This window comes from Mycobacterium sp. NAZ190054 (assembly GCF_001545925.1).
In the GTDB taxonomy this organism is placed as follows: domain Bacteria; phylum Actinomycetota; class Actinomycetes; order Mycobacteriales; family Mycobacteriaceae; genus Mycobacterium.
In genome coordinates this window covers 1-12,734 of record NZ_LMVQ01000002.1, presented here as the reverse complement: position 1 = coordinate 12,734, position 12,734 = coordinate 1, and the positions used below count along the sequence as shown (strand labels likewise).

Here is a 12,734-nt window from a genome sequence, read left to right as displayed (position 1 = left end):
ATGCCGCAACGAGGTATACCGGCCGTGTGGATGCGCGGTGGGACGAGCAAGGGCTTGATGGTCCGCGATGAGGACCTGCCGCCGCCGGGGGACGAGCGCGACGCCGTCGTGCTGGAGATCATGGGCAGCCCCGACGTCGGGCAGATCGACGGCATGGGTGGTGGCAGCTCATCGACGAGCAAGATCATCACCGTCAAGCGCAGCGAGCGACCGGGTGTCGACGTGGATTTCCTCTTCGGTCAGGTGGCCGTGCGGGATCCGCTGGTGGACTGGAAGCCCAACAGCGGCAACCTGACGTCGGCGGTCTGCGCCTATGTGGTCGACGAGGGCCTGGTGCCTGCCACGGAGCCGGAGACGACCTTCGTGCTCTACAACGAGAACACTCGCACCAACATCCGAGCGACGGTGCCGGTGGTGGGCGGACGCGCCGCCGTACAGGGTGACGTGGAAGTGGCCGGAGTGCCACGGCCGGGTGCCAGGATCGTCAACGAGTACCTGGATCCGGTGGGCAAGTTCCGCGACAAGGGCGTGCTGCCCACCGGGAATCCGGTGGATGTGGTCGAGACGCCGTTCGGGGCCGTGGAGGCGACCTTCGTCGATGCCGCCAACCTGGTGATGTTCGTCGACGCCGCCTACCTCGAGATGGACGGCGCAGTTCTTCCCGCGCAGGTGAACTCGGACGATGTGCTGCTGGGCAAGATCGAAGCGGTGCGTTCGGCGGGAGCGCTGCACCTCGGCCTGATCGAGCCGGGCGCCGTCGCGGCGATGGCGTCTCCGATCCTGCCGCTGGTCTCGGTGATCTCGCGGGCCGCCGACTACCGGACAACGCAGGGCACCGCGGTCTCGGACGGCGAGATCGATTTCGTCGCTCGGGTGTTCTCGCTGCAACGGATGCATCACGCCCATCCCCTGACCGGGCTGATATGCACGGCAGTCGCCGGCGTGACAGCGGGTACGGTGCCGAACCGGATGCGCGGGGAGCGTTCTGACTCATGGGTTCGAGTGGGACACCCAAAGGGTGTGGCGGCGGCCGAAGTGCGCCACTGCGCGGACGGGTCGGTCGAATCCGTCGCCGTGGTCCGCACCGCCCGCCGCCTGATGGCCGGCGAAGTCTACGTTCGTGTTTGATGCGGTCGTCCTCGGCGGCGGCCTGGCCGGGCTGACAGCTGCCCTGCGCGCCAGGGAAGCGGGCCGGTCGGTCGCGGTGATCGATCCCGACCCCGACCAGGGTTCCGGCGCCAACAGCCGCATCTCGGGTGGAGTCTTCCATCTGGCGTGGGGCGCCATGGACGAGCCGCCCGAGGAACTGGTGCGTCGAATGGTCGACCAGACCGACGGCGAGGTCGACCCTGACCTGGCGCGCGGACTGGCGAAGTCCTGTGGGCCGGCGATTCGATGGCTTGCCGGGCATGGCGTCGACCTGGCTCCCAAGGGTCCTCGGCCCCATGACCGATTCACCTGCCAACCCTGGCTGGAGGCGCGCGGGGAGACTGCCCAGCCCGACCGCGGCGCAGAGATCGCGTTGGCCACCCTGCGAGACCGGGCGCGCGCCGCCGGAGTCCAACTCACTGCCGGGTCGGCCAACGCGCTGTGGCAGCGTCGCGACGGATGGCACGTGGGCGTTGCCGGCCGGGAGGAGTTGATCGGTCGTTCTGTCACCGTCGCTACGGGCGGCTTCCAGGCCAACTCGAAGATGATGCGTTCCCTCGTGGGCCCGCACGCTGACGACGTCTTCTTGCGGTCCACACGATCGGCAGCCGGGGAAGGTCTGCGTCTGCTGATCAGCGCGGGTGCCGCCCTGACCGAACCGTCTTCGGCGGTCTACGGTCATCTACTGTCGGCCACCGCGGCCCGGGAGCCTCGACTATGGCCCCAGCCGACTGTCGACGCGGTGGCCAGGCGCGGTCTGCTGGTCGACCGGGACGGGCATGCTTTCACCCCGAACGCCGACAATGGCATCGCTCTGGTCAACGCGATGGTGAGGACCGGTGACCCTTCTGGCTTCGCGGTGGTGTTCGACAGCCGCACGCACGCGGAGGCGTCCGCCGAGCGGGACAGTGACGGCTCGCCGCGGGCGACTCAGACCGACGGGCATCTGCGAGACGTGACGGAGTTGATCGAACGGGGCGCCGAGGTCATTGGTCCGGCTTCGATCACCGATATCGCTGTGCAGCTACGGATTCCGCGAGCGCAATTGAAATGGTCCGTTGAAGCCTGGGCGGGCGGGGCATCGAATTCGTCTAGTTGGTATGCCATGCGGGTGCTTCCAGGCATCACCGCGACGATGCGCGGTGTGCGGGTGGACGCTCGGTGCCGAGTGCTGGGCCGCGGCGGACAACCGTTGCCCGGGCTACTGGCGGCCGGTGACGTCGTCGGTGTGCACGGCGGCCCACGGGGCGGCTATCTGGGCGGGTTGGCCGTCGCGCTGATTTCCGGCTATATCTCCGGCTCCTTTCTCTGAGGTCAACTTCCGGCAATTTGCCGTCAACTATTGACTCTCAGCCGCAAGACCCTAGACTCCAAAAAGTATCCTAATCCGCCTGAATACCCCATTCGGGGCCGGATTCGCTCCGACAAGTCGATGGAGTCTTGTGATGAGTCGCAACCCCTCACGCCGAATGTTCGTAGGCGGCTTGGCCGTAGTGGTCGCCACCGCGCTTTCGGGGTGCATAAACAAACCCTCTGAGACCGAGTCCTCCGACGGGGCTTTCACCCTGGAGGGCAAGACCGTCGAGATCCTCGTCGGACAGGAGGCGGGCGGCGGGCACGACACCACCGCACGCGTGATCGCTCGCCACATCGGGAAATACCTCCCGGGACAGCCGGAGGTGATCGTCAGGAACATGCCTGGAGGCGGCGACAAGGTGATGGCCAACTACGCGTACACCCAAGCGCCCGCCGACGGCACCTCAGTTGGTGTGTTCTCGGTCGCCGTACCCCATTACAACCTGATCGGCGAAGGCGAAGCCGAAGGGGTTCGGTACGACGCGTCGAAGTTCAAGTGGTTCGGAAGCCCCACCGTGACAACCAACGTGCTTCTCGTACACACACGGACAGGTATCACCAAGGACAACCTCGCCCCGCTCACCGAGGGTCCCGGGGTGCGCATCGCGCAGCGCTCACCCGGAGACGGACCACACCTGGTTCAGGCCACTCTGGCCAGCGGCCTGGGATGGAAGTTCGACACGGTGTTCGGATACGAGGGTGAGCGTCGGCTGGCCATTGAACGCGGAGAGGTCGACGCGATCGTCACGACGTGGGAAAGCCTGGAAGACGAGGAACGTGACCTCATCGACGAGGGTGTACTGCTGCCCGTTGTCACGGTCGGTCTCTCGGACGCGCCCGCGCTGTCGGCTCCTGAACTCATCGGTGTGCCCAAGGCCTCCGATCTGTTCAAGAACGCCTCACCCGAATCGCAGGATCTTCTCGAAGTGATCCTCACCCGGTACGGCTTCGCGCGTTCCTTCGGTGGTCCTCCCGGACTGTCCGAGGAAGCAGTTCAGATTTACCGCACCGCTTTCGACGAGATGAACGCCGACGAAGACTACGTCAAGGAAGCCGAACCCCTGTACGCGGTGGTGCCCAGCGACGGTGCGACAGTCGCGGAGCGAATCACGAAGTATGTCACGGCGGACCCGTCGGTGGTCGCCCCGGTGCTGACTCAAATCGAATCCGACTCACAGTAAGAAGCCTTGATCGTTCATGATCGCTGACGGTTTGCACGGCCTGGGCACGTTCCTGAGCAGCGCGGGTGCGCTGTTCGTGTGGCCCACCGTGGGTTACATGTTGATCGGCACGTTGCTCGGTTTCGCGGTGGGCATGCTGCCCGGCCTGGGCGGTGCGGCCACCATGGCACTGATGCTGCCGCTGACGTTCTCGATGGAACCTCTTGCGGCCGTTGCTTTCCTGTTGGCGATGCATGCCACCTGTGCTACCGCCGGCGACGTCACCTCGGTTCTGTTCGGGATACCGGGGGAGGCCTCGTCGGCGGCGACGGTGTTCGACGGTTATCCGATGACTCGGATGGGCCAGGCGGGACGCGCCATCGGTGCCGTGCTGACGAGCTCGTTGGTCGGTGCGTGGTTCGGTGCGTTCTGCCTGGCCCTGGCCGTACCCTTGGTCCGCCCGCTCGTCCTCAGTTTCGGCCCGCCCGAGGTGTTCATGTTGGCGGTGGTGGCTTTGACGACGGTGGCGGCACTGTCCGGCAAGAACATGGCCAAGGGTCTGGCAATGGCTTCGCTCGGGGTCCTGCTCGCCACGGTCGGCGAGGACATCGCAACGGCGCAGACCAGACTCACCTTCGACTCGCTGTACCTGCTCGACGGAATCCCGGTGGTCCCCGTCGTCGTCGGAATGTTCGCCGTCCCGGCCATTCTCGCGTCGATGCTGCAGGCACGGTCGGAGATCGGCGATCAGCCGGTACGGATCAATTCGTGGCTCGAGGGCGCCAAGGACACCTGGCGGCACAAGGGGCTGGTGCTGCGCACCAGTCTCATCGGCGCGTATGTGGGGCTGATCCCCGGCGTGGGGGGCACTTCGGCACAGTTCATCGCCTACGGTCACGCGCTGCAATCGTCCAAGACGCCGGAGAAGTTCGGTACGGGGTCGATCGAGGGTCTGCTGGCCGCCGGTTCGGTCAACAACTCCAAGGAGGGTGGCAGCCTGCTCCCCACCGTGGCGTTCGGCATACCGGGCAGCGGCGCCATGGCGATCCTGGTCAGCGCACTGATCATCACCGGCGTGCAACCCGGTCCCGACTTGCTGACCACCGATGTCGACGTCACCTTCGGCATGGTCTGGACGATCGTGATCGCCAACCTGCTCTGTGTCGGACTGTGCCTGCTCCTGGCCAAGCGCATCGCGGGTCTCGCCGACATGCGCCAGACGCTGCTGGTGCCGCTGTTGCTGGTCTTCATCACCGTGGGCAGCTTCACCGAATCATTCCGCTTCGAGGACATTCTGCTGATGGTCCTCGTCGGGCTGCTGGCGTTCTGGGCGGAGCGGCTGGGCTGGCCCGTCGCGCCCATGCTGATCGGACTGGTGCTCGGCAAGTTGGCCGAGGCGAACTTCTTCTTGGCCAACAACATCTACGGTGAACCGTCGGCGTGGCTGACCCGGCCGATTGTGGTCATACTGGCGGTCATCGCGGCGATCAGCCTGACATCCCCGCTGATCCGTTACTACAGGAATCGGCGTCGAGCCCGGGTGGATGCGACGGCGAAGGCACGGCCGTTCTCTCGCGGCGACATCTTCCTGGCCACGTTCTTCGCGGTGCTCGGCGCAGTCGCGTTCTGGGATGTACGCGCGGCGGATCTGCCCACCAGCGCGGCGACGGTTCCGCAATCCATCTCGTTCATCCTCGCGACGCTGTCGGTGGGTATCGCGGTCAGCGGTGTGGCCGTCCTGGTGCGTAAACGGAGGGCGACGGATGTGCCGGACCCGGCGGGCGCGAGCACCTCCGCCATGGCGGGCGACGATATAGGCGCAAGCGGTTCCACGATCGTGGCGCTTCGCGAGAAGACGGCCGAGGCCGAGGAAGCGGAGATCGTCGAGGCCGGTCCGCGTCAGTTGGTGCTCGTGGTGGCGCAGTTCCTGGCTTTCATATTCGGACTCTGGGCCTTCGGCTTCCTTATCTTCGCGCCGATCTTCGCCGCGGCATACCTGTACATGGTCGCCAAGACCAAATGGTGGACGGCGGCGATCTGGGGGCTGGTGGTGTGGGCGTTCCTCTACTACATCCTGTGGGGCTTGCTGAGCCTACGACTGTGGGGCGGAGCGATTTTCTGATGGCGGACGGTGGACTGGGTCGAGCACCGCCGCACGGCACCCGAACGTCGATCCTTGCTCGCCTGATCTCTCCCCCGACCCCGAAGGACCTCCAATGACGACAGCCGACCCGATTGCGCGGGGGCTCGCCGAATACATCGCCTCACTGAAGTACGAAGACCTCCCGCCCAATACGATCACCGCCGCCAAGGAAGCCATCCTCGATCAGTTCGGGATCATCCTGATGGGCTCGACGCTGCCATGGACCCGGCCGAGCTATGAGTTGGCACTGGAGTTGGGGAGCAAGCCCCAGAGCACCATCGCCGGCCACGGTGACAAGGTTTGCTCGCCCGATGCCGCCATGGTCAATTCGAACTTCGCGCATTCTTGCGAGTTCGATGACACCGGGTACTCCGGCGGCACCCATGCCAGCAGCATCACCGTCGCCTCCGCTCTCGCGCTCGCCGAGGCTCATCGACTGTCGGGTCGCGATTTCCTCCTGGCAGTCGTGCTCGGCTGTCAGGTGCTCTACAAGATCGGCCGGGTGTTGACGCGCCCCATCTCAGAACTGGGCTTTCACGCGCAGGCGCTGGTCGGGCCGTTCGGCTCTGCCACGGTCACGGCGAAGCTGCTCGATCTCGGCGTGGACACGATCGTCAACGCGCTGTCGATCACGGGCAGCCACTCGTCGGGCACGATGGAGTACGACCAGGGTGGCGGTGAGGTCAAGCGCTACCACTCGGGAATGGCCGCCCGCGCGGGCATGGTTGCGACATTGCTGGCACAGAACGGTTTGACCGGCCCACCAGAGATCTTCGAGGGCAAGCGTGGGCTCGGCCGGCTGCACGCCCGCCTCGACGATGTGTCCGGCATTCTCGAGGAGGACTCACCGGACTGGTTCGTGCTGGAGAAGCGCATCGTCAAGGCCTACCCGACCGTCGGCACCATTCCGACCGCAATCCAAGCGTTCACTCATCTGATCCGTGAGAACGACGTCACCTTCGACGACCTCGAGCGCATCGACGTCTGGATCAACCCACACGCGCTCAACCACGGCGCGGCGATCACCAAGCCGCAGGACACCATCGGCGCGCAGTTCAGCTTGGCGTACAGCCTCGGATTGGCGATGGTCAAGGGTGGCAATGAGCTCAAGTACTACGTCGATCCCGAGGTTCTCAAGGATCCGAAAGTGCTGGCCGTGGGGGACAAACTTCACGTGCATGGCGACCTGAAGTACGGCCGTGCCACAGAGATCGTCGACTGGGATCTCTACTGGGGTTCGCGTACGCAGATCACCCTCAAGGACGGTCGTACCTTCCTTCGCGAGGAGATGTACCGCAAGGGTGCACCGCAGAACCCGATGACCCACGAGGAGCTGGTGGCCAAGTTCCGCAGCCTGGCGTCCGCCGCCATCGACGACGCTCAGATCGACCGCCTGGTGACCATGGTCGACAACCTGGAGTCCGTTGATAACGTCGCCGACATCGCCGCGCTGCTGCACAAGTAACCGCCTCGGCGGCAGTTGCCCGTCTTCGCCACTGGATAGGCGAAGGCGCGCAGACGCGTAACAGCTGAACTACGGACGCATTGGGAGTAGTTGGCCCCGCGTCGAGAGTCGCTCCGCCGAGTTCCTTTCCCTTGGCGGCAAGCCCCATCTACCAGGGCAGCGGCTTGGACTACTGGGTCGATCCGGGAGTTTGCCCGGTCTGGCCCGAAGCCCGGAGTTGGAGGACACGGTTGTTCGCGCGCCGACAACGCCGCACAACGGGTTCTGCTGGAGTACGAGCAGGAATGTGCGGCTGAGTGGGAGTTCGAAACCGGTGTGGTGGCCGCCGAGGATGATCGATTTCGACCCGGACGCCGCCTTGGCGGTTGTCGTTCACTAATTCATGCGATCGGCCTATCTCCTGTCGGAAGTACCGCTGGCTATCAGTTCCGAGGTGGGTTCCAGTCAACGTCGCAACACCGACGGACCCGATGAGTTAGCAGCGCAGCGAATAGATCGGCCGGGCAACGATCTTGAGGACCATTCGAGGGCGGTCGTCGAGTCCGTCCTCAACGGTTGGCAAAAGCTCCGGTGGATGGTTGATGAGCGTGACGCCCTTGGGGGAAGTAGTCGCGCAACAGTCCGTTGGTGCCGCGTTGCCATGGAGGGCTGGAGTCGCAGAATTAGACGAGCGCGCCAAGCTTCTCTGCGTTGGCGAGCCATCTCGGTACCCGGATCCCAGGTAATCGATCGCATCACCGCCGGGTCCCGATCGCAGAGAGGTGGTTGTTGCCGACGAGGTCTCCCTCCCATTGTCCGGCTTGCGGCCGGTCGATTGCCGCGAAGGGCGCTGCTGCGCTACCTGCCGAACGCGGGCGTCCACGTCTTCGGCGACGACGAACTCGGCGACAGCCTCGAAGGCCTCGGCCTGGTCGGCGTGCGCACCAAGACCGTCGGCACCGTGCAGTGGGTACGCGGCCGCAAGCCGTGAACCCGTAGGCTCGCCGGCATGAGCACCGGCGGCCTCGTCCTCGTCGCGTTGGCGATCGCAATCGGCCTGGCCGGCATCGTGGTGCCGATCCTGCCCGGCGGGATCCTGGTGATCGGCGCGATCGCGGTGTGGGCGTTCGTCGTGAACACCGCGGTGTCGTGGGTGGTGTTCGGTGTCGCGGCGGCGGTGTTCGTCGCATCCCAGATCATCAAATACACCTGGCCCGTCAAACGGATGCGGCAGGCCGACGTGCGCACGTCGGTGCTCGTCCTCGGCGGCATCGCGGGGGTGGTCGGGTTCTTCGTCATTCCGGTGATCGGGCTGCTGATCGGCTTCGTGCTCGGGGTTTTCGCCGCGGAGATGGGAATCCGGCGGGACGTCACGCGGGCGTGGGCGTCGACCTGGCACGCGGTGAAAGGGGTGGCGCTGTCGGTCGGCGTGGAGCTCACCGGCGCGCTGCTGGCGACGGTGGCGTGGGTGGTCGGGGTGGTCCTGACGCTCTAACCGGCGGCGGGCATCCGGCGGTTCCACGCATCGGCGAGCCTGATGAGCACGGTGCCTTCGGTGTCCCTGGCGGTCAGGCGGATCACGGTCCACCCCAACTCGATCATCTCGTCATAGCGGCGGATGTCTTTGTCGAACTGTTCAGCGCTCAGCCGATGCTGCTTGCCCTCGTACTCCAACGCGATCTTGTGCTCGGCCCACCCGAGGTCGACGGTGCCGATGTGAACGCCGTATTCGTTGAGTACGGGCAACTGGGCGCGGGGCCGGGGATATCCCGCGCGGACGACGATGAGCCGCAACCACGTCTCCTGCGGTGACTCCGCACCGGGGTCGACGAAATCGAGGACGTTCCGTACCCGGCTTTTGCCATGGCGCCCGGGATACCGGTCGACAGCGGCTTCGATGGCGCCCACAGCCAGCCGCGTCGCCCGCGCGAGCGCATCGACGGCGGCGATCGCCGTGTCGAGCGGATACCGCCGAGCAAGATCGATCGCGGTGCGCGCGGGTATCGTCACGCGGCATGCCGTCCACGGTGCAGATCTCGTCTACGGCGAGTGCAGTCGCCCACGTGACCACGCCGGGCGTCCGCCTGCGGTTGGTGTCGATGATCGTCGCGGGCAGTTTGGGGTCGATCCATCTGGTGCCGTGTACGGCGGCAGCCGAATAGCCCGCCAGCACACCGTGACCGCGCGAGCGCAGCCAGCACGCCTTCGCGCGGAGCAGCGCGGTCGGTTTGGTGCCCTTCAGTACGTACACGTCGTTGTGCACCGCGACGAACCTGGTGCGCAACTGATGGCGGGTCACCGTGCCGGCAGCGAGTGCTGCGCTGCCGAGGAAGGGACTGTCCATGGCGGCAGTGTGGTCGAGGGCACCGACAGAACGAGTTGCGTAACGGGGTGGCGAAATTCGGTCGCGAAAACGCCGTGACGTTACGCAAACCGCCCCGCATCCGCCGCGGGCTCAGCCGTGGAGGGCCTTTCGGAGCCGGCGGACGTCCTCCTCGGTCACCCCGGCGGCCGCCAGATAGCTTGTCAGGGAACCGTACTCGTCGTCGATCGTGCGGCGCGCGGTATCGAGGTACTGCTCGCGCACCCCGAGCACCGCGTCGGTCAGCCGCGCCTCGGCCAGCTCCATGATCTCGGGAGCCTCGGCCGCCCGCACCCGCACCGACTCCAGGATGCTCTCCCGCAACTGCGGCACCGCGACATTGCTGCGCAGGTAGTCCGCCATGATCGCGTCGCGGTCGACGCCGGCGGCCTCGAGCACCACCGCGATGGTGAAGCCGGTGCGGTCCTTGCCGGCGAAGCAGTGCGCGAGCACAGCGTGTTCCGAACCGAGCAGGGTCACCACCCGGTGCACGGCGCGGCGGGCCAGTGGCGCCGACGCGATACGTCCGTACTCCTCGGTCATGTAGCGGGCCGCGGCGTCGACGACGGGCTCATCCGCGCGCTTGTCGGTCATCATCCGCTGGAACGCGTGCTCGTGCGGGGATTCGCCGTCGGCGGCCATGGTCTCGACGAACGGCAGGTGATGGATCTCGACACCGGCGGGCACCAGTCCGGGGCCGTGCCGCTCCAGTTCGCGCGACGTGCGCAGATCGGCGACGTCGGTGACGCCGTAGCCCGCCAGTGCGGCGCGGCCCCTGTCGTCGAGCTTGGAAAGCTCACTGGCGCGGAAGAAGCGCCCCGGTGCGATGCCCGTCTGATCGGAGACGTCGCGGAAGTTCCAGGCGCCCGACAGTTCTCCGCCGGTCGAAGGCATCAGCGCGTCACCGCCTCGACCGACTGGCCGCACGCGGCCGCTGCCAGCGCGGACTTCTCCTTGCCGAGTTCGGCGCGGGCGATGGTGCGCATGTGCACCTCGTCGGGCCCGTCGAAGAGCCGCATCGCGCGGTGCCAGCTGTACAGCCGCGCCAGCGGCACATCGTCGGAGACCCCGGCCCCGCCGTGCACCTGGATGGCGCGGTCGATCACGTCGCAGGCCATCTGCGGGGCGACGGCCTTGACCTGCGCGACCAGCAGCTGGGCGTCCTTGCTCTTGTTGCCGTGCTGGTCGATGGTCCAGGCCGCCTTGTGGCACAGCAGCCGGGTCTGCTCGATCTCGTTGCGCGACTTGGCGATCGCCTCGCGGACCACGCCCTGCTCGGCCAGCGGCTTGCCGAACGCGACGCGCTTCTGCACCCGGTCGACCATCAGCGCCAGCGCCCGCTCGGCCGCGCCGATCGCGCGCATGCAGTGGTGGATGCGGCCCGGACCCAGCCGCGCCTGCGCGATCGCGAAGCCGGACCCTTCCTCGTCGAGCAGATTCGACGACGGCACCCGCACGTTGTCGAAGACGATCTCGCAGTGACCGTGCTGGTCCTGCCAGCCGAACACCGGCAGCGACCGCTCGATCGAGACCCCGGGGGTGTCGACCGGCACCAGGATCATCGACTGCTGCCGGTGGCTGGGGCCGTCGGGATTGGTGCGCCCCATCACGATCAGGATCTTGCAGCGCGGATCGGCGGCGCCGGTGATCCACCATTTGCGGCCGTTGATGACGTAGTCGTCACCGTCGCGCAGCATCGTGGTCTCGATGTTGCGGGCGTCGCTGGAGGCCACCGCGGGCTCGGTCATCGCGAACGCGCTGCGGATCTCACCGGCCAGCAGCGGTTCGAGCCACTGCTTGCGCTGCTCCTCGGTCGCGAACAGGTGCAGGGTCTCCATGTTGCCCGTGTCCGGGGCCGCGCAGTTGGTGACCTCCGGCGCGATCTCCATGCTCCAGCCGGTCAGCTCCGCCAGCGGCGCGTACTCCAGGTTCGACAGCCCCGACACCGACGGCAGGAACAGGTTCCACAGCCCGCGCTCCCTGGCGAGTTTCTTGAGCTCCTCGACCACCGGCGGAACGGTGTGATCGTCCGGGCCGGCCTCGACGCGGTAGCGGTGGTAGGACTCCTCGGCCGGGAACACGAACTCGGTCATGAAGTCGGTCAACCGCTCGTGGTAATCGGCCGCCTTGGCAGACATCGCGAAGTCCATGACCGCCACGATATGACACCGGTGGACGGGCGGGCTTACCGCCCGATCAGGACGGTGCGGCCGGCTCCGCGGGAACCGTTGCGGCGGTGGCGCGGAACGCCAGTCCGAACTGGTTGAGCGTAGCGGGCAGCGGACGGCCGGGGTCGAGCGGGCCGCCCGCGGTCAACGTGAGGTGGATCCGGGACAGCAGCGAGGCCAGCAGCGCGCTGGTCACGAACAGCACGAGGTCGCGTCCCGGACAGTCGGCGGGGCCGGCGCTGAACGGCACCAGCTGCGGGTACTGCGCGGCGCGGCCGTCGAGCCAGATGTCGGGGCTGAACGCGTCGGCGAACGGGACCAGTTCGGGGTCGCGGTGGAACGCCGGGACCGGGATGAGCACCGTGGCCGGCGGCGACACCGTCACCTCGTCGGGGGTGCCTTCGTGCCAGATGGTCCGGGCGGCGACCTCCCGCAGGATGGCCGGTGTGGTCGGCCACAGCCGTACCGACTCCAGCACGGCGGCCCGCAGGTACGGACGCACCCGGACCCGGTCGCTGTCCTCGGTCTCGCACTGGGCGAGCGTGTCGGGATGCGTGCTCAGCAACGCCGCGGCGCGCAGCGCGGCCATGCCTGCGGCGTCGAACGCGAAGAGCCAGTGCGGCACCTGGCCGACCGGATCCACCGCGCCCGCTGCCGGCACCTCGGCCAGCGCACCCAGCAGGCTGTCGGGATCGGGGTCCTCGGCGTACCGGTACAGCTGGGCGAACAGGCGTTCGCGGCGCCGCGGGTGCGGACGGCCCAGGAACGACCAGTTGCCGGCGGTGCGCAACCGCCACACGTCATCGGTGATCCACTCGTCGTCGCGGGCCGCAGCGCCCAGCACGAGCCGCCGCACCAGCCGCCTGGGGGTCCTCGGTGGGATCGGGCCCGTCGGTGAGGTCCTCGCTGTCGCCGGCCTGCGGATCGACGTCGGCAGCCGGCGCCGCGGGTT

10 protein-coding genes and 1 pseudogene are annotated in these 12,734 nt (G+C 67.1%); 7 read left to right on the top strand and 4 right to left on the bottom strand.

Going from position 1 to position 12,734, the window contains the following annotated elements:
- The 7 genes from ASJ79_RS00390 to ASJ79_RS00365 all read left to right on the top strand — a co-directional run bounded on the left by ASJ79_RS00390 (window position 1) and on the right by ASJ79_RS00365 (window position 8,747).
- A complete protein-coding gene (locus tag ASJ79_RS00390; RefSeq protein WP_082753576.1) occupies window positions 1–1,128 on the top strand; it encodes a PrpF domain-containing protein in 1,128 nt (375 codons plus the stop codon).
- Window positions 1,121–2,461, top strand: coding sequence for an FAD-dependent oxidoreductase (locus tag ASJ79_RS00385; RefSeq protein WP_067952278.1), 1,341 nt, complete (start codon window positions 1,121–1,123; stop codon window positions 2,459–2,461). The genes ASJ79_RS00390 and ASJ79_RS00385 overlap by 8 nt, the downstream gene beginning before the upstream one ends.
- A 133-nt stretch (window positions 2,462–2,594) precedes the next feature.
- Window positions 2,595–3,686 carry a hypothetical protein gene (locus ASJ79_RS00380; protein ID WP_156448223.1) on the top strand — a complete coding sequence of 364 codons (1,092 nt, stop codon included), beginning with the start codon at window positions 2,595–2,597 and terminating at the stop codon, window positions 3,684–3,686.
- Window positions 3,687–3,702: 16 nt separating this feature from the next.
- Complete coding sequence (locus tag ASJ79_RS00375) at window positions 3,703–5,787, top strand: tripartite tricarboxylate transporter permease (protein WP_067952276.1); 2,085 nt, start codon at window positions 3,703–3,705, stop codon at window positions 5,785–5,787.
- Window positions 5,788–5,881: 94 nt separating this feature from the next.
- Entirely contained in the window at window positions 5,882–7,273 is a 1,392-nt protein-coding gene (locus tag ASJ79_RS00370; protein ID WP_067952275.1) for an MmgE/PrpD family protein, read from the top strand.
- Window positions 7,274–8,087: 814 nt separating this feature from the next.
- On the top strand, window positions 8,088–8,243 hold the full coding sequence (locus tag ASJ79_RS30600) for a hypothetical protein (protein ID WP_369803598.1): 156 nt from the start codon (window positions 8,088–8,090) through the stop codon (window positions 8,241–8,243).
- 18 nt (window positions 8,244–8,261) lie between these two features.
- Window positions 8,262–8,747, top strand: coding sequence for a DUF456 domain-containing protein (locus ASJ79_RS00365; RefSeq protein ID WP_067952274.1), 486 nt, complete (start codon window positions 8,262–8,264; stop codon window positions 8,745–8,747).
- Here the strand turns inward: ASJ79_RS00365 and ASJ79_RS00360 are convergent.
- The 4 genes and pseudogenes from ASJ79_RS00360 to ASJ79_RS00345 form a co-directional block, all read right to left on the bottom strand.
- Window positions 8,744–9,596 (bottom strand): annotated as a pseudogene (locus tag ASJ79_RS00360) (hypothetical protein). The gene ASJ79_RS00365 and the pseudogene ASJ79_RS00360 sit on opposite strands and share 4 nt — an antisense overlap.
- Before the next feature lie 111 nt (window positions 9,597–9,707).
- Window positions 9,708–10,508: a tyrosine-protein phosphatase gene (locus ASJ79_RS00355; protein ID WP_067952273.1), complete on the bottom strand. Its 801-nt coding sequence runs from the start codon at window positions 10,506–10,508 to the stop codon at window positions 9,708–9,710.
- On the bottom strand, window positions 10,508–11,752 hold the full coding sequence (locus ASJ79_RS00350; RefSeq protein WP_197420030.1) for an acyl-CoA dehydrogenase family protein: 1,245 nt from the start codon (window positions 11,750–11,752) through the stop codon (window positions 10,508–10,510). Before ASJ79_RS00350 ends, ASJ79_RS00355 begins: the two co-directional genes overlap by 1 nt.
- Window positions 11,753–11,810: 58 nt before the next feature.
- A partial coding sequence (locus tag ASJ79_RS00345) for a cytochrome P450 (RefSeq protein ID WP_156448222.1) occupies window positions 11,811–12,734 on the bottom strand: 924 nt, incomplete at its 5' end.

What these genes read in the sequence shown, in the direction of transcription:
- ASJ79_RS00390 (WP_082753576.1), top strand. Translation starts at nt 1, where the DNA reads ATGCCGCAACGAGGTATACCGGCCGTGTGGATGCGCGGTGGGACGAGC.
- ASJ79_RS00380 (WP_156448223.1), top strand. Translation starts at nt 2,595, where the DNA reads ATGAGTCGCAACCCCTCACGCCGAATGTTCGTAGGCGGCTTGGCCGTA.
- ASJ79_RS00375 (WP_067952276.1), top strand. Translation starts at nt 3,703, where the DNA reads ATGATCGCTGACGGTTTGCACGGCCTGGGCACGTTCCTGAGCAGCGCG.
- ASJ79_RS00370 (WP_067952275.1), top strand. Translation starts at nt 5,882, where the DNA reads ATGACGACAGCCGACCCGATTGCGCGGGGGCTCGCCGAATACATCGCC.
- ASJ79_RS00365 (WP_067952274.1), top strand. Translation starts at nt 8,262, where the DNA reads ATGAGCACCGGCGGCCTCGTCCTCGTCGCGTTGGCGATCGCAATCGGC.
- ASJ79_RS00355 (WP_067952273.1), bottom strand. Translation starts at nt 10,508, where the DNA reads ATGCCTTCGACCGGCGGAGAACTGTCGGGCGCCTGGAACTTCCGCGAC.
- ASJ79_RS00350 (WP_197420030.1), bottom strand. Translation starts at nt 11,752, where the DNA reads ATGTCTGCCAAGGCGGCCGATTACCACGAGCGGTTGACCGACTTCATG.